Raw genomic sequence first — 20,559 nt, forward strand, 5'->3', positions numbered from 1 at the left:
TTAGGAAAGGAAAATTATATGACGGTACATTGTTGTTTTATACGTCTAATAGCCGTATAATTTTATTTGAAGTTAACTAACAAAAAAGGAACAAGAAAATGACAACAACAAAAGCAAGATTGGAGGCTAAAGTAAATTTAGATATATATCAAATACTTAAGCAAGCTGCCTCAATTTCAGGGCGAACATTAACGGACTTCGTTGTGAGCGTTGCTTACGAAGAAGCCAAAAAAACCATTTCAGAACATCAGGAGCTACGTTTGACATTAAATGATCAGGCTTTGCTCATCGAAAGTTTAAGTAAACCATTTGAACCTAATCAGTCAATGAAAAATGCTCTTGATGTGTATGAAGAATATTTATCCGCCAACAAGGAGGTGCGATGATAAAGGAAAATTTAAAAAATTTAACTGTACTCCCCCTAGAAAATTTAGAGATTAAGCGAAATACGTTTTTTTGTTCCAATAAAGAATTGGAAAAATACTTTCGCCAGTATGCTTCTCAAGATGTAAAAAAGGGTCTGGCAAAATGTTTTGTGCTTATAGATCACAAACAATCTGAGATTATTGGATATTACACGTTGTCGGCATTATCCGTGTTCGTTTCAGATATACCACAAGAAAGAGTAAATAAGGGGATCCCATACCCTAATATCCCAAGTGTATTAATTGGGCGGCTAGCCATTGATGATCGTTTTCAAAAGCAAGGATATGGTAAATTCTTGGTTGTTGATGCGATCTACAAGATAAAAAATACCAATATAGGCGCTGCAATTTTGGTTGTTGAAGAAAAAGATGACAATGCGGTTTCATTTTATGAACGATTAGGTTTTATTGAATTTAAAGGGTTGGAAGCAAAACATAGAAAATTATTTTATCCGCTAACAAAAATCATAAAATAGATGAAAGTCCCCTCTGTAAGAGGGGATTTTCATTTGCATTATAAGATCCAAATAAGTGTTTATTGTGTTATCTCGTAGGTAGGGGCGGACCGATGTATCCGCCCGCATAAATAATATGCGTTGATTTTTTTACAAAGCCCTACCCATACGAGAAAGCAAAAAAACCTTGCGATTAAGCAAGGTTTCTTCTATTGAGCTATGTATTTATTAACGTGGGCATACTCTAGCACCACAAATTTCATCTATTGAGCTATGTATTTATTAACGTGGGCGTGCTCTAGCACCACGTTTCTTATAATAAGAGTAAAAAAAAAAAAATCAAGCATTATAAATTTGTTATTTTCTGATAAATGATAAAATACACATACGGAATATAGAACGGTTAATGAAATGTTAATAAAACATCTTGATCTACAAATTGATCTTTTATCACAACGTTTTTTTACAGAGAAAGCCCCTTTACTGAATGAAATACTTGAGAAAGGCAATCGTCCTTATTGTGTATTATTAGTTCAAGTCAAGGGGGTTAATTTCGCATTGCCACTAAGAACAAACTTACCGCAACCAGATAATGATAAAATTTGTTTTAAAACAGTACCAAATGAGAATGGGGGTTTTAAAGGCATTGATTTTACAAAAGCAGTTATTGTTGATCTGCATAGTGATATTATGAATAAAACCATTCAACTTAGAGATAAACAAGAATTTCTCCACATTCAAGGCAACGTGAAAAAGATCACGCGTCATTTTAAGAAGTTCGTTGAACGGTACATCACTGAAATGAAAAACAACCCCAAAGCACCGAGTAATGATTTCCGATTTTGTACATTATCCAATTATCATCTTGAATTGAAGATTTAGTACAGCAGTTAAGTAGCAATTATTTTTAATTACAAAAACTTAGCCAAAAAACACCGCACTTAGTTTTTCCTACATTAAATAAGATAACGCTATATCAAACGGGCTGACACATAGGTCAGCCCGATCACCACTTCCAACAATAATTACAAAGAAATAATGCTTCCCTTATGTGATTAACCATTCACCACCAAACTTACAGCGATAACAATTGCGAAAATAACAAGCCAAATTAAATTTAACCTATTGCTTTTTCTATTGATTTCTTGGTTTTGTAAATAACGATTGTACCATTGTTGGGTTGGCGAAATTGGGTTAAATGATTTTTATCTAAGGAAAATCCACAGTTAGGGCAAGCTAACATTGTCGTTGTGATCGCCTTTCGGCATTTCGGGCAATGTTGCATTAATGCGCTGTTCATCTTACAAATCCTTAATTAATGCTACGTTACAACTTCACTCTATTTGAATGCTTAGCGTGGAGAATGATTATATTTGCGAGTGATAAATTTTCTATTTATCTCAATGGGTTATTAATAAAAATGGTTGTTTTATTAAGTTTAATTATTTATTGTTATAAACAAATTATTAAAAAGAGCAATAGGTTATAAGAATCATTTTTCCAATAGTTAGGGAGTGTTTACTTTACATAAAATTTACAATTAATTACGCGAAATTGCCTAGTAATGTAGCGGTTTTGTGCTATTATTCGCAACCTAAATTTAATATATGATTGTTTTTTCGACTACGGTCGTTTTTCTACTAACCAAAACTAGGTGTAAATTATGAATAAAATATTCCGTATTATTTGGAACCACGCACAACAAAACTGGGTGGTAACCTCAGAATTAGCTAAAGGACACACAAAAGCTCAAAGCTCAAAATCATTTTTTCAATCCATTTTCAATTTTAAACTAAATGCGTTAGCAACAACCTTGGCGCTGTTTTTAGTCGGGGGAGAAGCATTGGCGGCTGATCCGATTTGCGTTTCCTCTACGGGGACTAATTCGATTGCTTGTGGCGTGGGCGCCATAGCGAGTGGTGCTAAAAGTGTGGCTGTTGGTAGTGCAGCACAAGCAATGGGTATGAGCACGCTTGTGCTAGGTGATAGCGCTTATGCTGGGATGTCGATTAATAAAAGGAATGTAATTAACGATAGTGGTGCGATAGTTATTGGTCGGAATGCTTATGCGGCAGGAACGAATGATTTTGCAAGAACTTCAACGCAATCTGACGGCACAACAAAACAATATTATTACAAAGCCAAAGATGGTGGTTGGTTAGAAAATCCTATAAATCCTTTTAGTGAGAAACTAGGTGCAGCACAGGGGATTGCTCTTGGTGTAAATGCAGTTTCGAATACCCAACAAACGATTGCGATTGGTAATGGTGCAGAAGCAGGGTCTTTAGGGGCAGATGGAAAAACAAATACACAAGGTATTGCGATTGGGCAAGGCGCAAAAGCCTATGCACACCAAGCGATTTCTATTGGTCGAAATGCAAATGCTTATGGTGATAGCGGGATTGCATTGGGAAATGATGGTGTTGATCGATTAATTAGTCGTTTAACTACTGAGGAAATTGATAAGTTAAAAAATAATGCCAATATCGGTGTGAAACGTGGCACTTATGATAACACCAACGAAACTGTTAGCGCATTAAAAACGGGGGAATATCCGCAAACCACGGCTGGAACAGGGTCTATTGCTATAGGTTCTCTTTCATCTGCGGCAGACAAATTCAGTACTGCAATTGGTTTGAAAGCAAATGCTAGTGGCTTTGGCACAATGGCTGTGGGGGTTGGCGCACAGGCGACCAAAGAAAATGCAATGGCATTGGGAACAGGTTCCAACACCGATAGCGATGCTTCCGAACAAACTAGAGCCAAGGTAAATGGCATTACCTATGATGGTTTTGCAGGCTCCACAAATATTAGTGTGGGCGACCAAGTTTCTTTTGGTTCGGCAGGTTTTGAACGTCAGCTCAAAAATGTGGCAGCGGGGGAAATTTCTGATAGCTCAACTGATGCAATTAATGGCTCACAGCTCTATGTTGTTGCGAATGAATTAAGCAAAAAATTAACGCATTATTATAGTGTGAAAGATAATGGTTCTAAAGAAGGCAACTATGAGAATGATGGGGCAACAGCACCGTATTCTATTGCCGCAGGGGTTAGTGCCTCGGCGACAGAAAGAAATGCCTCCGCATTAGGCTACAATGCGAAAGCAACCAGCCAAGACTCAACTGCAATTGGTGCTAATGCTAATGCCAAAGGCGATGCTGGCTATGTCTATCCCGGTTCTAGTGTTCAGGGAAAAGCCACTGCCGTAGGGGCAAATGCTACAGCTGGTGGTACTTCTTCTGTCGCCCTTGGGGATAGTTCAAACGCTAAATCTCGTGCGGATATTGCCGTGGGTATGGGGGCTGTTGCGAATAGTATTTCCGATGGTAGAGTGAATTATGGCAACTTTACAGATTACAATCTATTTTGGAGTATTTCTGCCTCAGCCCTTGCTATGGGTGCTGGAGCAAATGCAACAGGGCGTAATGCAGTTGCACTAGGGGTTGCTGCTAACGCATTTGATGCTTATGCTACCGCAGTGGGTTCAGGTGCTAAAGCAAACATTTCAGCTTCGGCTTTAGGCTATCTTGCTCAAGCAACGGGTGATAGTGCTGTTTCTATCGGTACATTCTCAAAAGCCACCGAAGAAGGCGAAATAGCAATTGGTCGTGATGCTGCTGGTGAGGACTATGATAAACCAGATGTAGGCAATAAAAATGGTATATCCCTTGGACGTGCCGCAGGTTTCCATCAAGTTAGCGGTGAAAGAAATGTTGCTATTGGTTATGCTTCAGGCAGAGGCGTAGCAGGTAGCTCAAATCTCGCAATAATGGAAAATGCGGGTTTAAATACGGCAGGGAATAACAATATTGCGATTGGTAATAATGCGAATAAATTCGATACTGTACCAGAAGCATCAGATAATAATATTGCCATTGGTACGTCAACCCAAGCCAGAGGAAACACTGCAGTTGCAATAGGTTATCAGGCAAAAGCGCTAGCGGCGAACGCGATTTCTATCGGTAACGGCAACATAGTTACAGGTGAAAACTCTGGTTCGATTGGTGATCCAACAACTATCACCGGTTCTGGCACTTATAATATGGGTAATAATAACGGCACGATTTCGGTAGATAACGCAGGGGTGATTGGTAATGATAATACACTTACAGATCAAGCAACAGCGAGCCGAGTTGTTGGTAATAACAACTATGTAAATGGAAGCGAATCTTTTGTTCTTGGTAATGACGTTAAAGTGCAAAAGGATAAAGATGGAACTAGTACAAGAGTAATAGGTATTGGTAGCAATGTTACTGTAAGGGACAATGACTCCATTGCAATTGGTACAGGGACTTATACGGATGGCAATTTTGTTACCGCAATGGGTAATAAAGCAAATGCAAGTGGAGATCAGGCTGTCGCGATTGGTTCAAATACAGTGGCTAGAGAATCATCTACAGCTTTAGGGCAGCAAGCCCAAGCTACAGGTAATACAGCATTAGCTGTTGGTGCTGTAGCTAAAGCAGGAGGTAATCAGGCAACGGCTGTGGGGCAATATAGCAACGCTGCAGGAGCTTCTAGCACAGCGATTGGTCCTGAGGCGTTAGCTGGTAAAAAGAATGCCGTGGCATTGGGTTATCAGGCTAAGGCAACTGAGGGGGGAGCATTAGCATTGGGGTATGGTGCGCAAGCAACCGTGGCAGGAGCTGTGGCATTAGGTGAAAACAGTGTAACAGGTGGAGCGGTTAAAACAGCAAGTGCAACGGTAAATGGTATCACTTACTCTGGTTTCGCTGGCTCAACTATTGGAAGTAGCCGTGTAGTTTCTGTTGGTACAACTGCAGAAGGTCAGCAACGCCAAATTCAAAATGTAGCAGCAGGGCGTATTAATTCCACTTCTACCGATGCGATTAATGGTTCACAACTTTATATGGTGGCAAACACCCTTGGCAATGTGGCAAACACTACCACAAATATTTTAGGTGGCGATGCGGCATTAGATCCAGCGACTGGCAATATCACAATGACGGATATTGGTGGCACGGGTAAAAACACTGTTAATGACGCTATTAGAGCAGCGAAGACAGAGGTGAAACCGGGAACGAATGTTACTGATGTTGCCACTTCAACAGATGCAACAGATGGACATACCATTTACACCGTAAATGCGAATGGGACAACAGTGTCTAAAGGCTCTGATTTAGTTAAAGTTACTCCAGGAACAAAAGACGCGAATAATGTAACAGATTATGCCGTAGATCTTTCTGATGGTGCGAAAGCAAGCCTAGGCAAAGCAGACACCGCATTGCAATCTTGGGTGGCGAAAATTGATGATGCCGAAGTTAAAACGATCACTAAAGATGATAATAGTTTAAGTTTCACCGCAGGCGATAATATCACCTTATCAAATGAAGACGGTAAGATCAAAATCGCAAGTAATATTAACGCTAATGGTGCGGTTGAAAATGGCAACACTGGTTTAGTAAACGGTGGCACTGTTTATAACGCCATTGAAGCGGCGAAAACACGTTATTACAGTGTGAATAGTAACGATCAAAGAGATGGAAGCAATTACAATAACGATGGTGCAAAAGCAGAGGGGGCACTTGCCGCAGGCGTAGGCACTAGAGCTTTAGGCGCTAATGATGTTGCGGTAGGTAGTGGTGCTGTAGCTAACTCTAGTGATAATACGGGTGATCAAACTGCTGTTGCGGTAGGTTATAATGCCGCAGCAACAGGTCTTGGTGCAGTTGCAATTGGTGGCGCTGCATTGGCTCAAGTTGCTAATATGGTTTCTGTGGGATACTCAGCGGGAAGTGGTAGTACTACTGAAGATGGCGTTTGGATTGGTACCAATGCAGGAAATTCTGCTTCGGGAGTATCAAATATAGGGATTGGTGAATTTGCGGGCTCAGGGATTGGTGATACGAACCCAAATTCTAACTATAATCTCGCAATGGGAATTTATGCTGGTGGTGGGCTTAATGGCTCAAATAACCTTGTTTTAGGCACCTCTGCGGGTAGCACATTAAATGGTGATGATAATGTTGCTTTAGGTAATGCGGCAGGAGCTAACTTAAGTGGTAGCAATAACATTGCGATTGGGCGCCAAGCTGGTACTGCTGTTGTGGTAAATAACGATCCTAATAATCTTGAGTTTGCCTCAGGTGGTTCTGATACACGTGAAGTCAGTGATTCAATTAGTTTAGGGAATAATGCTCAAGCCTTAAAAGATAAAGCTATTGCCATTGGTTTGAATACCCAAGCGAAAAATGAGAATGATGTTGCATTAGGTGCAGGGGCAATCAGTGAAGCCGCAGTTGGAACAACAGATGCAACGGTAAATAAAATTACCTACAACGGTTTTACAGGCACTTCACCAATTGCAACATTAAGCGTTGGTTCGGCTGGTAATGAGCGTACTATCACGAATGTTGCGGCAGGACGTGTGAGCAATACATCAACTGATGCGATCAATGGCTCGCAATTATATGCTGTGGCTAATGAATTGTCTGGACGTTTAACGCATTATTACAGCGTGAACGACAATGGTAAACAAGGCGCAAACTACAATAACGATGGTGCAACAGGTATAAACGCCTTAGCAGCCGGTGTGGGTGCTAAAGCAGCGGGTGAAAGTGTGGTTTCGATTGGTAAATCCGCAGGTAGTGCAGACGCTAACGCGAACAAGTCGGTTTATATCGGTGATAGTGCAGGCGATCGTTCTACAACCAATGCAGTTCGCCCAGAAAATGTCTATATCGGTCACGATGCAGGTAAAGCGACTGCTGGTGGCTGGAATACGGCGATTGGTACACAAAATGCAGGTGCTGGTATCACAGGTGATCTCAATGTTGCCCTTGGTCACGCCACTTTATATAAGGTAACAGGTGATGAAAACACTGGCTTAGGTGCGTATGCGGGGCAAAACAGCACGGGTAACTATAACACCAGTGTGGGATCTCAGGCAGGACGTTATATCCAAGGAAGCAACAATACTTCTGTAGGTTATAACGCTGGTGCGAATACAGTAGGCAGCAACAATGTGGCATTGGGTAACGAAGCTGGTCAAGCAGTTACAATGAACGATACTTTAAGCATTGGTAACGCTGCAAAAGCAAACGCTCAAAATGGCGATGTGGCATTAGGGGCGAATGCGGTAACTGCAACTGTGGAAGGAACGGATTCAGCGGATATTAACGGCTTAGTTTATGGTGGATTTGCAGGCAATGATCCAAAATCAACTGTGAGTGTCGGGAAAAAAGGTGCTGAACGTACCATTACTAATGTGGCAGCAGGTCGTATAAGCAGTACTTCAACCGATGCTATTAATGGTTCACAACTTTATGCAGTGGCTGATACCTTAGGCAATGTCGCAAATAGCGTGGTGAGCAATTTAGGCGGTAATGCAGAGGTTGATGAAGATGGCAACATCACAATGACAAATATCGGTGGCACTGAAAAAGATACCGTTGATGACGCGATTAAAGCGGCGAAAACTGAAGTGGTGCAAGGAAAGCAGGTTACTGTTACTTCAGACGTTGATAAGAAAGACGGTCATACTATATACACCGTAAATGCAACAAAAACGACTGTGACTGGCTCTGGTGATGTAGTCGTGACGGGGGGTACAGAAGATGATCAAGGCGTGATTGCTTACACCGCAGATTTATCTCAAACCACAAAAGATAACATTCAAAAAGGTGTTGATGCGAAAGATACCATTGATACATTAGGCGTAAACTTTGGTGGGGATACAGGCAAAACATTTGCTCGTCAACTCGGTGAGCAGGCTAACGTGAAAGGTGGTGCAACGGGTAATTTAACCGATGCTAATATTGGTGTAGTATCAGATGGTAAGGACACACTCAATATTAAATTAGCTAAAGATATTGATTTAACTGATGAAGGTTCCTTAACTATTGGTGATACTTTAGTAATGAATGATATCATTGCTACAGATACCGTAACTGCCAATAATGTAAATGTAGGTGGTACGACAATCACTAATGGAAAAGTTGATGGTTTAGAGGATCGTAATGCCCGCGATGATACTGATTATGGTGTAGGCGATAATGCAACGCGTGCAGCAACAGAAAGTGCGGTGAAAAAAGTTGATGATAAAATCAATAACGCGAAATTCGGCTTAAAAGCACAAGATAACAACACCGTTGTTAAAAACCTAGATGAAACCATTGATGTGATGGGTGCAGACAGCAATATCAGCACTAAAGTTGTAGGTGAACAGTTACAGATCGAACTTGCGAAAACCTTAGATTTAGGCAAAGACGGCAGCGTTACAATGGGCGATACCAACGTTGATGGTAATGGCTTAACGATTACTGGTGGTCCAAGCATTACGAAAGGTGGCATTAACGCAGGTGGTAATAAAATCACTAATGTTGCACCAGGAACAGATCCTACTGATGCAGTGAATAAATCACAATTAGATGAAGTAGCTGGCAATGCAGCAAAACACAATACTTTGGTAGGTACTGCGCCAATTACAGTAGATGATAGTGAGAAGAATGCCGAGGGGGGTATTAAGTATAAAATTGGTGTTACCACTTCTGCTTTAGCAGCTAATGCGAATGGCAGCATTAATGCACCAACGAATACCGATGCACTCATTACCGCAGCAAATGTAGCAAATGCAATTAATGCTTCAGGCTTTACTTTAACAACAAGTCAGAGTGAGGGAAAAGTTGAGGGAACAACGAAAGAGTTAGTGAACCCTGGCGAAACGGTTACCATTGATGCAGGTAAGAATATTAAAGTTACCCAAGCAGCTGGGAAAATTACCGTTGCAACCATTGATAAGCCAAACTTCAGCGAAGTAACCATTGGTGATAAAAATGGCGATAACACTGTTTTAACTAGCACCAAAGATGGGCTTGATGTTGGTGGTGATAAGATCACCAATGTAGCCAGCGGCGGCGATGTAGACACCAACGCCGCAAATATTGGTGATGTGAAAAATGCAGTAAACAACGGCGGTTGGAACATTCAAGGCAATGGAACACCTAACGGCAAAGTGGTAAACAATAATACCGTGAACTTTGTGAATGGCACTGGTACCACCGCAACAGTTACCGGCACTGATGGTTCTTATTCCGTGAAATATGATGTGAATAAAACGACCTTCAACACAGATGGCAGCGGAAATGTAAGTGCGGTTGAAAATGGCGATAATTTTGCGACAGCGAAAGATGTTGCAGATGCAATCAACAATGCACAAAAAACCGTTGAAGTGGTGAAAGGCACGAACATTGCAAGTGTTGATAGCCAAACAGAAGGTAAGACCACAACCTTTACTGTTAATGCGAAAGGCACAACAGTGAGTGTTTCCGATGATTTAGCTTTAACGATAGATAGCGAAACGGATAAAGCCAATAACATCACAGACTACAAGGTTGCATTAAGTGAGAAAACCAAAGAAGACATCAAAAAAGGTGTTGATGCGAAAAACACAGTAGATACCAAAGGTGTTGGTTTTGCGGGAGATAGTGGCAATGCCTTTACCCGTAAATTGGGCGAACAAACTAACGTGAAAGGTGGCGTAACTGATGAAACTACATTAACCGATAATAATATTGGTGTTGTTTCAGATGGTAACGATACACTCACAATTAAACTTGCTAAAGACTTAAAAGATCTCAACAGTGTTTCAGCGAATACCATCACCGCAGGTGATACAACGATGAATACTGATGGCATTACCATCAATAATGGTAAAGCAGGCAAGCCAGTTAGCTTAACGAAAGATGGTTTAGATAACGGCGGTAACAAAATTACTAACGTTGCTGATGGTACAGCAGATACTGATGCTGTAAATGTAAGCCAATTAGAGAAAGCACAAAAAGCCGCGACAACAAAAGTGCTTGAAGGCAAAAACATCAGAGTAACTGAAACAGCAAATACTGACGGTAGCAAAACTTATAAAGTTGCGACTGCAGATGATCTTGATGTGAATAGCATTACTGCTGGTGATACTGTATTGAATAAAGATGGCGTGAAAGCTGGCGATACCGTACTGAATAAAGACGGTGTTAAAGTTGGCGATAATGTCGCTTTAACCAAAGACGGTTTGAAAGTTGGCGATGTGAATATCACAACTGACGGTATCAATGCAGGTAATAATAAAGTAACAGGCGTTGCTGATGGGGACATTAGTGCGACAAGTAAAGATGCAGTAAACGGTAGTCAGCTTTACAACGTTCAACAAGCAGCGAAAGCAGCGAAAACAGAAGTTGAAGCGGGCGACAATATCAAAGTAACTTCAACAACTGGTGGTAATGGTCAAACTATTTATACTGTTGCGACTAAGAAAGATGTAAGTTTTGATAATGTCAATGTTGGCGGTGTAAGCATTAACAAAGATACTGGAATTAACGCAGGTAACAATAAGGTAACTGGCGTTGCAGCAGGTGATGTAAATGCAAATAGCACTGATGCAGTGAACGGTAGTCAATTACACGAAACTAACCAAAACGTAGCGAAAAATGCTGCGAACATTGCAAACAACACTGCGGCGATCAACAAAGGCTTGAACTTTACTGCAGATGACGGCAAAACACTTAACCGTCAATTAGGTGATACAGTAGCTGTTAATGGTGATGAAAACATTACCACCTCTGTTACTTCATCTGGCGTTAAAGTTGCATTGAACAAAAATCTTAAAGTTGATAGCGTAACTGCTGGTAACACTGTTGTGAATAACGATGGCGTAACTATCGGCACGGGTGATAAAGCAGTGAGCTTAACGCAAAATGGCTTAAACAACGGCGGTAATAGAATTACTAACGTTGCACCAGGTAAAGATCCAACAGATGCAGTGAACGTTGCACAGCTTAGCAATGTTGCAAATCACCTTGACAACAAAGTGAATAAAGTTGCTGGCGATATGAAACGTATGGATAAAAAACTCCGTGCAGGTATCGCAGGTGCGGCGGCGTTAGGTATGTTGCCTCAACCAACTAGACCGGGTAAATCAATGGTTTCTGTTGGTGGTACAACTTACCGCAACGAATCAGCAGTTGCATTAGGTGTTTCTCGTGTGTCTGACAATGAGAAATGGGTGATTAAAGTTGGTGCATCGGCAAATACTCGCAACAATTACATTGTGGGTGGTTCTGTCGGCTATCAATGGTAATTGCCAAAAAATACCACCGCACTTTGATTTTGCTCAATTTCTAAAGTGCGGTTGGATTTTTCAAAATTTTAAGCCCTGCATATTGCGGGGCTTATTTTTTATCATTTAACTCCAAATGATAGATACGATTTTCTTTCCTTTGTTAGCTCTTATCGCTACTGATTTTCCTTATCCTAAATTTGTATTGTGATCATCACATAAGCCTTACGCAACACTGGGATAATTCCCTATTATCCAGTATAATGACCGCATTTCTTTAACTTATGAAAACAGAACACTTATGGATACAAAATTTAACGTAAAAACTTTCCAAGGAATGATCCTTGCCTTACAAGCTTATTGGGCAGAACAAGGCTGTACTATTGTGCAACCTTTTGATATGGAAGTGGGGGCGGGAACCTCTCACCCAATGACCGCATTGCGTGCTATCGGGCCTGAGCCAATGGCGTTTGCTTATGTGCAGCCATCACGCCGTCCAACCGATGGTCGATATGGCGAAAACCCAAACCGTTTACAACATTATTACCAATTCCAAGTGGTGATCAAACCTTCCCCAGATAATATTCAGGAACTTTATCTTGGCTCGCTCAAAATGCTTGGCTTTGATCCAACCCAACACGATATTCGCTTTGTGGAAGATAACTGGGAAAACCCAACGCTAGGCGCGTGGGGCTTAGGTTGGGAAGTGTGGCTAAATGGTATGGAAGTGACCCAATTTACCTATTTCCAACAAGTGGGCGGCTTAGAATGTAAACCTGTTACAGGTGAAGTTACCTACGGTTTAGAACGCTTGGCGATGTATATTCAAGGTGTGGATAGCGTGTATGACTTAGTTTGGTCAGACGGCCCTCTCGGCAAAACCACCTACGGTGATGTGTTCCACCAAAACGAAGTAGAGCAATCCACGTACAACTTTGAATACGCTGATATTGATTTCTTATTCAAAGCCTTTGAGCAATATGAAAAAGAAGCACAAGAGCTATTAGCCCTAGAAAAACCATTGCCATTGCCTGCCTACGAACGCATTTTAAAAGCCGCACACAGCTTTAACTTGCTCGATGCACGCAAAGCCATCTCCGTAACCGAACGCCAACGCTACATTCTGCGTATCCGCGCCTTAACCAAAGGTGTCGCAGAAGCCTATTACGCCAGCCGTGAAGCATTGGGTTTCCCAGGGTGTAAAAAATAAGTGCAGTCAAAAATTTAGGAATTTTTATTATGGATAAACCTGTTTTATTTTTCGCCGAAACTTGCCCCGATACCGCGCCTTTTGTGGCAGAGTTGAAACGATTAAATGTGGATTATGAAAATGTAGAGGTTTTAACTTCATTAGCCAATTTTAAACAATTTCTACGATTGCGTGATAAGTCAGCGGTATTTGACAACGCCAAAGCGAATGGCTATGCAGGCTTGCCAGCACTGTTGCTAAACAGCGGTGAAGTTATTTTGGATTATAAGCAACTGGCAGATGTTTTTACTCCATAAATAAAAGTGTGGTAGGTTTTGCAGAGGTTTTAGATGATGACAAAAAAGCCACTTGTGAGAAGCGAACAGCAATTAGTTGGTGAAATTAGCCAACTTATTCAAACCAGCAAACAACGTGTTGCGGTTACCGTTAATGCGGAACTTACCTTGCTTTATTGGCATATCGGGCAGCGAATTAATCAGCATATTCTTAATAATGAACGGGCGGAATATGGCAAGGAAGTGATTAAGAATTTGTCTAAAAGCCTAACAGAGCAATTTGGGAAGGGCTGGGGACGTTCTCACCTTAATTATTGTGTGAAATTTGCGGAAACATTTAGTGATTTTGAGATTGTCCACGCACTGCGTGGAAAATTGAGTTGGACGCATTTTAAAGCATTAATTTATATTGATGATCCACTCAAACGAGATTTCTATGCCACAATGGCGGCACAAGAGCGTTGGAGTACAAGAACACTAGAAGAGCGTATTGGCTCATTACTGTTTGAACGCACCGCAATCTTGAAAAAGCCTGATGAAACCATTAGCCAAGAATTAACGTTATTGCGAGAAAAGGGCGAATATAATCAATCAATGATCTTAAAAGATCCTTATATTTTGGATTTTTTAGAACTTAATGATCGTTATTTAGAAAAAGATCTTGAAGATGCAATTTTAAGAGAAGTTGAACAATTTCTTTTAGAATTAGGAGCGGGTTTTACTTTTATTGCTCGGCAGAAACGAATTCAAATTGATAATGATGATTTTTTATATTGATTTACTACTCTACAACCGTAAATTAAAACGTTTAATTGCCATTGAATTAAAAACCGAAGCATTTAAACATTCACACAAAAGCCAAATGGAACTTTATCTGGCGTGGCTTGCGAAATATGAGCAAGAAGAAGGGGAAAATCCACCCTTAGGTATTATTTTATGTACGTCTAAAAAGCAAGAGCAAGTTGAATTATTAGATTTAAACCATTCTGATATTCATATTGCTGAATATATGACGGTGTTACCGAGTAAAGAAATATTAGAGCAGCGATTGCATTTGGCGGTATCACGAGCGAAAGAACGGCTTGCTAAATAATATATTGTTAGTTAATAGAATTTTTTGAAATAGTAAATTTTAGTTAGAATGCTGCCTTACGTTAAGAATTTAGAGGAACTTTCACAGAAATTACGTTCTAATCAGACCGATGCTGAACGTAAATTATGGCAACGGATTAATCGAGATCAATTATTAGGCTTTCGCTTTAATCGTCAAAAGCCGTTGCTGAATTATATCGTAGATTTTTATTGTGCAAAGGCAAAGCTGATTATCGAACTAGATGGTTCTCATCATTATGAGGCTGAGCATCAAGAAAAAGATCGATTAAGAGATGATGAGTTAAGATCTCTAGGTTTTACAGTGATGAGGTTTAGCAATGACGAGATTTATTATGAGATTGAGGCTGTTGTAGAGCAGATTTATTTATTTTTGGAACAAGTACAAATTTCCCCTAGCCCCTCTTTACTAAAGAGGGGAACTAGCTAGTTAGCGTTGTAGGGATGATGAGTGGGTAAAACATAAATTTTTAAGTGTTTTTAGGAACGACAAATCTCCCCCTGCCCCCTCTTTACTAAAGAGGGGGAATTATTTATTAAAGAGAGTGGCTGGTTAGTTAGAATAGCAAGAATGAAGCTTAGGGTATACAATATCGAAAATATGGAATAACCCATAAACTTTTTTACTAAAAGAAAGTCCCCCTCTTTAGTAAAGAGGGGGCAGGGGGAGATTTGCCCATACTGCCCATACTAAAAGATACAAAATAAAAGAGAAAACCAAAATGACAAAAACTTTCCTCGCCGAGATCGGCACTGAAGAGCTGCCACCAAAGGCACTCAAGAAATTAGCAACCGCGTTTGCGGAGAATGTAGAAAATGAATTAAACCAAGCTGGTTTAGCATTTGATAAAGTAGAATGGTTTGCCACCCCACGCCGTTTAGCGGTGAAAGTGTTGGGGTTGGCGGAAGCGCAGCCAAGCAAAGAAGTGGAAAAACGTGGGCCTGCGGTTGCGGCGGCGTTTGATGCGGAAGGTAAACCAACCAAAGCGGCAGAAGGCTGGGCGCGTGGTTGTGGTATTAGCGTGGATCAAGCGGAGCGTTTAGTTACCGATAAAGGCGAATGGCTGGTGCATCGTGCGGTGATTGAGGGGCAACCGACCAAAAATCTTCTGCTAGGCATTATCAGCAATGCCCTTGCGAAATTGCCAATTCCAAAAACAATGCGTTGGGGCGATAAAAGCGAGCAATTCGTCCGCCCTGTGCATACGGTAACGTTGCTGTTTGGCGATGAGCTGATTGAGGGCGACATTCTTGGCGTGGCGAGTGGTAGAACGATTCGTGGACACCGTTTCTTAGGCGAACAAGAATTTACCATTGACAATGCCGATCAATATCCTGCCATTTTAGAGCAAAAAGGCAGCGTAATCGCCGATTTTGAACGCCGTAAAGCGATTATTTTGGAAAATTCTCAACAAAAAGCCACCGCACTTGGTGGTGTGGCGGATATTGAAGAAAGTCTGCTTGATGAAGTTACTGCGTTGGTGGAGTTTCCAAATGTGCTAACCGCGAAATTTGAAGAGCGTTTCCTTGCTGTGCCAGCAGAAGCCTTGGTTTACACAATGAAAGGCGATCAAAAATATTTCCCGATTTACGATAAAAACGGAAAATTATTACCGCACTTTATTTTCGTATCCAATATTAATCCGCAAGATCCAACGGCGATTATTGAAGGAAATGAAAAAGTGGTGCGTCCACGCTTAACGGACGCGGAGTTCTTCTTCAAAACCGATTTAAAACAGCGTTTGGAAGACAATCTACCACGCTTAAAAACCGTGTTGTTCCAACAACAGCTTGGTACCTTGTTTGATAAAACGGAACGCATTGAAAAACTCAGTGGTGAAATTGCGGCCCAAATTGGGGCGGACGTGGCAAAAGCAGAGCGTGCAGGCTTGTTATCAAAATGTGATTTAATGACCAATATGGTGTTTGAATTCACGGATACGCAAGGCGTGATGGGTATGCATTATGCACGCCACGATGGTGAAGATGAAGAAGTGGCGGTGGCGTTAAATGAACAATATATGCCGCGTTTCGCTGGTGATGAACTTCCACATTCTCTTGTGGCTTGTGCAGTGGCATTGGCGGATAAATTAGACACCTTGACAGGGATTTTTGGCATTGGCCAGCACCCGAAAGGAGATAAAGATCCGTTCGCCTTACGCCGTGCCGCATTGGGCGTGTTGCGTATCATCGTAGAGAAAAAATTACCATTAGATATTCAAGATTTGGTAGATAAATCTGTACAAATTTATATTGACCAGAGAGATAATTATTTTAAAGATGAGTTAAAGCTTCACAAAGATAATGAAAATGATTTAATTATTTTGAAAGAACAGCAAAATAGATTACTAGCAATGGGATTCCCTTTTAGTAACAAAAACGTTATCAAAGATGTAGTGGACTTTATGCTTGGTCGCTTCCGTGCGTGGTATCAAGAAGAAGGTATTGCGGTAGATGTCATTCAAGCGGTGCTGGCTCGCCGTTCTACTCGTCCAGCTGATTTTGATGCGCGTGTGCGTGCGGTGGCACATTTCCGTACCCTTGATGCAGCAGAAGCCTTAGCTGCTGCGAATAAGCGTGTAAGCAATATTTTAGCCAAAGCAGAAGGCGAAATTGGCGAGATCCATTTAGATCGTTGTGTCGAGCCTGAAGAAAAAGCCTTGGCGGAAAGTGTGCTAGCGCTACAAAGCGAAGTGCAGCCGCTGATTGCCAAAGGCGATTATGTGGCGGTGTTGGATAAACTCGCTAACTTACGCCAGCCGGTGGACAATTTCTTTGAAAAAGTGATGGTAAACGCGGAAGATCCACAACTTCGCCAAAACCGCTTAGCGATTTTGAAAACTTTACAAGGATTATTCTTGCAAGTGGCGGATATTTCCTTATTGCAATAGTTTCTCTTTTGCAACCTAGCCCCGTTCTGTAAAGTGCGGGGCTTTTTTGTAAATTTTTCTGAAAAAAGCACCGCACTTTAAATAAGCTATGCATAACATTTTCTATATCTTATTGAAATTACAGATAAGAAATAAAATTAATCCTGTCTTGTGAATGGCTACTAATGACTTTTCGCAATGGGTATTGGTTAAGATTTTGGTAAAACTGCTCGAGGGCATTGTCCAACAAATGCTTTAATTGGCATTGTGGTTGTAATCCACATTTAGGAGAAACGCAGTTTACCAACGGCTCATTGCCTTGAAAGGTGCGTAGCATCTCGCCTAAAGGCAAATCTAATGTGCTTTCCGCCAAACGAATACCGCCGCCTTTGCCACGACTGGTAATCAGCCATTGTTGTTTCGCCATAAAATGGACGATTTTAACCAGATGATTTTGTGAAAGGTGAAGCTGCTTAGCAAGGCTGGCGATTGTGTGCGTGCATTCCTGCTGACGCGCAAGATAGATCAGCACACGAAAACCATAATCAGTAAATTTATTAATTTGCATTGCAACTCCTTGGGTGGTGTATTGTAGTCTATTTCACCACTTCTCGCTAGATTATGGATTATTGATAAATAATTGCTTGTCAGCCTAGTATTAAAAATGTATTTTAAATATATCTTTAATAACCCAAAAGGACTTTCTATGTCATTAACAGCAAATCAAATTGAATTAGTGAAAGCCACTGTGCCAGTGCTACGCGAAAACGGTGTTGCGCTCACTTCTTATTTTTATAACAGAATGCTCACCAATCACCCTGAATTAAAACAAGTGTTTAACCTTGGACACCAACGCAGTGGTGCGCAAGCGCGTTCTTTAGCGAATGCGGTATTAGCTTATGCGGAAAATATTGAAAATCCAGCCGTGCTATTGCCAGCCGTTGAATTAATGGTGCATAAACACGTCAGTCTTGATATTCAAGCCCCTGATTATGCCATTGTGGGCAACAACTTACTTCATTCGATTAGTGAAGTATTGCAAATTTCAATGGACGATCCATTAATTGAAGCCTGGACCGCCGCCTACAATCAATTAGCGGATATTTTGATTAGCACAGAAAAAGCCATTTATGACGAACATCAGCAAACTAAAGGTAGCTGGTTAGGCTGGCGTAAATTCAAAATTGCTAAGAAAGTGGAAGAAAGCAGTGAAATTACCTCTTTCTATTTGCAGCCTGTTGATGGCGGTGATTTGCCAACTTATAAAGCAGGGCAATATATCTCGGTGCGTGTTTTCGTTCCAGAATTAGGCTTAAAACAGCCGCGTCAATATACCCTTTCTGATAATCCAAAATCAGACTATTTACGCATTTCAGTTAAACGTGAAGATCCAAAAGGTGAGCTAGCAGGCGGCTGGGTTTCTACCACCTTGCACGGGTTAAATGAGGGTGATGAAATTGAAGCCACTGCGCCAACAGGCAACTTCTTCTTAATTGATAGCCAAAAACCAAATGTGTTTATCAGTGGTGGCGTGGGCTTAACTCCTATGATTGCAATGCTTAACCAGTTAGTAGAGCAAAATGTACCTTCGCCCGTGAGCTTTATCCACGCTTGTCGTAATGCTGATGTACACGCAATGAAGGCGCACGTTGATGGGGTAAAAGCGCAATATCCAAATGTTAGCACCTTTACCGTTTATGAAGTGGAAGATGCGCAAGCAGACGCCACAGGGCGTTTAGATTTAAGCCAAATTCCAACCGCAGTTTTACCGAAAGACGCGGATTACTATCTCTGTGGCCCAATGGCATTTATGCAAGCGCAGTACAAATCTTTAGTAGATTTAGGTGTGCCAGCAGAGCAAATCCATCTTGAGGCATTTAATACAGGTGGCGTTAAGTTAGATTAATGCTTTCGTTTTAATACAGAAACAAGGCGGAATAGAGATATTCCGCCTTGTTTTCTGGGGATTAAAAAGAGCTAAAAAAACACCGCACTTTCTGTTTATAGCAAGATAAAGTGCGGTGTTTTTATGGTAAGTTTTTACTTATCTTTCTATCTACCTTGATTTTCTAAGTAAATCCACTCTGCTACTTGTTTGGCGAAATAGGTGAGAATGCCGTCTGCGCCTGCGCGTTTAAAGCAAAGCAGACTTTCCATAATACATTCTTTTTCTTTCAACCAGCCGTTTTGAATAGCCGCCATATGCATTGCGTATTCACCCGATACTTGGTAAGCAAAAGTTGGCACGCCAAAGTGTTGTTTCACGCGGTACACCATATCCAAATAAGGCATTCCCGGTTTTACCATCACCATATCCGCCCCTTCTTGAATGTCTAATGCCACTTCTTGCAGGCCTTCATCGCTGTTGGCGGGATCAAGCTGGTAGGTTTTCTTATCGCCGCCTTTCAAATTGGCTGAAGATCCCACCGCATCACGGAATGGGCCATAATAATTCGAGGCATATTTGGCAGAATACGCCATAATTTGCGTGTTGATAAAACCGCTGTCTTCAAGTGCGGTGCGAATTTTGCCAATTCTTCCGTCCATCATATCACTTGGTGCGACAATATCTGCCCCTGCTTCTGCGTGGGAAAGAGCTTGTTTCACCAACACTTCCGTGGTGATGTCGTTTAGCACATAGCCGTCATCATCAATAATGCCGTCTTGCCCGTGTACGGTGTAAGGATCTAACGCCACATCGGTTAAAACCCCTAGCTCAGGATAATGAGATTTCAACGCTTTCACCGCACGTTGCACTAAGCCGTTAGGATTGTAAGCTTCTTCCGCCATCAGGGATTTTTTACTTTGATCAATCACAGGGAACAAGGCGATTACAGGCACGCCATATTTCACTAATAATCCTGCTTCAATAAGCAGCTGATCTAAGGTTAAACGCTCCACTTTAGGCATTGACGGCACAGGTTCGCGGTAATTTTCACCTTCAATAATAAACACAGGATAAATTAAATCATCTGCCGTGAGCTTGTTTTCTGCCATTAAGCGGCGGCTGAAATCGTGCTTACGCATACGGCGTAAACGGCGTGCAGGAAAGCCTGTGAAAATTTGTTGAGTCATCATTATTCTCCAAAATCTTTTCGTTATAAGGATAAGGGGCGAACACATTGGTTCGCCCTAAAACTGGT

The 20,559-nt window shown here is 41.3% G+C and carries 12 protein-coding genes and 1 pseudogene; 10 read left to right on the plus strand and 3 right to left on the minus strand.

Going from position 1 to position 20,559, the window contains the following annotated elements:
* The first annotated feature begins 98 nt into the window (after positions 1-98).
* The 3 genes from ACLS0A_RS07885 to tenpIN all read left to right on the plus strand — a co-directional run bounded on the left by ACLS0A_RS07885 (position 99) and on the right by tenpIN (position 1,762).
* The gene (locus ACLS0A_RS07885; RefSeq protein WP_416082955.1) at positions 99-386 is read left to right on the plus strand and encodes a DUF1778 domain-containing protein; all 288 of its coding nucleotides are present in this window, start codon (positions 99-101) and stop codon (positions 384-386) included.
* The gene (locus ACLS0A_RS07890) at positions 383-901 is read left to right on the plus strand and encodes a GNAT family N-acetyltransferase (RefSeq protein WP_416082956.1); all 519 of its coding nucleotides are present in this window, start codon (positions 383-385) and stop codon (positions 899-901) included. Before ACLS0A_RS07885 ends, ACLS0A_RS07890 begins: the two co-directional genes overlap by 4 nt.
* A 390-nt stretch (positions 902-1,291) precedes the next feature.
* Complete coding sequence (tenpIN, locus tag ACLS0A_RS07895) at positions 1,292-1,762, plus strand: type III toxin-antitoxin system TenpIN family toxin (RefSeq protein ID WP_416082957.1); 471 nt, start codon at positions 1,292-1,294, stop codon at positions 1,760-1,762.
* Between the two features lie 235 nt (positions 1,763-1,997).
* Here the strand turns inward: tenpIN and ACLS0A_RS07900 are convergent, their stop codons facing one another.
* Positions 1,998-2,180 (minus strand): hypothetical protein, encoded by a 183-nt coding sequence (locus ACLS0A_RS07900; RefSeq protein ID WP_416082958.1) that lies wholly within the window; start codon positions 2,178-2,180, stop codon positions 1,998-2,000.
* A gap of 363 nt (positions 2,181-2,543) precedes the next feature.
* Here ACLS0A_RS07900 and ACLS0A_RS07905 point away from each other — a divergent pair, with 363 nt between their 5' ends.
* The 6 genes and pseudogenes from ACLS0A_RS07905 (at position 2,544) to glyS (ending at position 17,437) form a co-directional block, all read left to right on the plus strand.
* Complete coding sequence (locus tag ACLS0A_RS07905; protein WP_416082959.1) at positions 2,544-11,972, plus strand: YadA-like family protein; 9,429 nt, start codon at positions 2,544-2,546, stop codon at positions 11,970-11,972.
* A gap of 280 nt (positions 11,973-12,252) precedes the next feature.
* Positions 12,253-13,161, plus strand: a complete 909-nt coding sequence (gene glyQ, locus ACLS0A_RS07910; protein WP_103853915.1) for a glycine--tRNA ligase subunit alpha — start codon at positions 12,253-12,255, stop codon at positions 13,159-13,161.
* Between the two features lie 29 nt (positions 13,162-13,190).
* Positions 13,191-13,457 carry a hypothetical protein gene (locus tag ACLS0A_RS07915; RefSeq protein WP_416082960.1) on the plus strand — a complete coding sequence of 89 codons (267 nt, stop codon included), beginning with the start codon at positions 13,191-13,193 and terminating at the stop codon, positions 13,455-13,457.
* Between the two features lie 33 nt (positions 13,458-13,490).
* Positions 13,491-14,529, plus strand: a pseudogene (locus tag ACLS0A_RS07920) (PDDEXK nuclease domain-containing protein).
* Between the two features lie 48 nt (positions 14,530-14,577).
* Positions 14,578-14,976 (plus strand): endonuclease domain-containing protein, encoded by a 399-nt coding sequence (locus ACLS0A_RS07925; protein WP_416082961.1) that lies wholly within the window; start codon positions 14,578-14,580, stop codon positions 14,974-14,976.
* 292 nt (positions 14,977-15,268) lie between these two features.
* Complete coding sequence (glyS, locus tag ACLS0A_RS07930) at positions 15,269-17,437, plus strand: glycine--tRNA ligase subunit beta (RefSeq protein WP_416082962.1); 2,169 nt, start codon at positions 15,269-15,271, stop codon at positions 17,435-17,437.
* 118 nt (positions 17,438-17,555) lie between these two features.
* Here the strand turns inward: glyS and ACLS0A_RS07935 are convergent, their stop codons facing one another.
* A complete protein-coding gene (locus ACLS0A_RS07935; protein ID WP_103855006.1) occupies positions 17,556-17,984 on the minus strand; it encodes an RrF2 family transcriptional regulator in 429 nt (142 codons plus the stop codon).
* Between the two features lie 138 nt (positions 17,985-18,122).
* Between ACLS0A_RS07935 and hmpA the strand changes: the two genes are divergently transcribed.
* Positions 18,123-19,322, plus strand: a complete 1,200-nt coding sequence (gene hmpA, locus ACLS0A_RS07940; protein WP_416082963.1) for an NO-inducible flavohemoprotein — start codon at positions 18,123-18,125, stop codon at positions 19,320-19,322.
* 146 nt (positions 19,323-19,468) lie between these two features.
* On the opposite strand, the gene hemB is transcribed toward hmpA, so the two are convergent.
* Positions 19,469-20,491 (minus strand): porphobilinogen synthase, encoded by a 1,023-nt coding sequence (gene hemB, locus ACLS0A_RS07945; RefSeq protein WP_416082986.1) that lies wholly within the window; start codon positions 20,489-20,491, stop codon positions 19,469-19,471.
* Positions 20,492-20,559: the final 68 nt, after the last annotated feature.

It is taken from the genome of Avibacterium volantium (assembly GCF_049366555.1).
Lineage (GTDB): Bacteria > Pseudomonadota > Gammaproteobacteria > Enterobacterales > Pasteurellaceae > Avibacterium > Avibacterium volantium_A.

Bases quoted from the DNA above. Each gene is read 5' to 3' on its own strand.
- ACLS0A_RS07885 (WP_416082955.1), top strand. From the start codon at position 99: ATGACAACAACAAAAGCAAGATTGGAGGCTAAAGTAAATTTAGATATA.
- ACLS0A_RS07890 (WP_416082956.1), top strand. From the start codon at position 383: ATGATAAAGGAAAATTTAAAAAATTTAACTGTACTCCCCCTAGAAAAT.
- tenpIN (WP_416082957.1), top strand. From the start codon at position 1,292: ATGTTAATAAAACATCTTGATCTACAAATTGATCTTTTATCACAACGT.
- ACLS0A_RS07900 (WP_416082958.1), bottom strand. From the start codon at position 2,180: ATGAACAGCGCATTAATGCAACATTGCCCGAAATGCCGAAAGGCGATC.
- ACLS0A_RS07905 (WP_416082959.1), top strand. From the start codon at position 2,544: ATGAATAAAATATTCCGTATTATTTGGAACCACGCACAACAAAACTGG.
- glyQ (WP_103853915.1), top strand. From the start codon at position 12,253: ATGGATACAAAATTTAACGTAAAAACTTTCCAAGGAATGATCCTTGCC.
- ACLS0A_RS07915 (WP_416082960.1), top strand. From the start codon at position 13,191: ATGGATAAACCTGTTTTATTTTTCGCCGAAACTTGCCCCGATACCGCG.
- ACLS0A_RS07925 (WP_416082961.1), top strand. From the start codon at position 14,578: ATGCTGCCTTACGTTAAGAATTTAGAGGAACTTTCACAGAAATTACGT.
- glyS (WP_416082962.1), top strand. From the start codon at position 15,269: ATGACAAAAACTTTCCTCGCCGAGATCGGCACTGAAGAGCTGCCACCA.
- ACLS0A_RS07935 (WP_103855006.1), bottom strand. From the start codon at position 17,984: ATGCAAATTAATAAATTTACTGATTATGGTTTTCGTGTGCTGATCTAT.
- hmpA (WP_416082963.1), top strand. From the start codon at position 18,123: ATGTCATTAACAGCAAATCAAATTGAATTAGTGAAAGCCACTGTGCCA.
- hemB (WP_416082986.1), bottom strand. From the start codon at position 20,491: ATGACTCAACAAATTTTCACAGGCTTTCCTGCACGCCGTTTACGCCGT.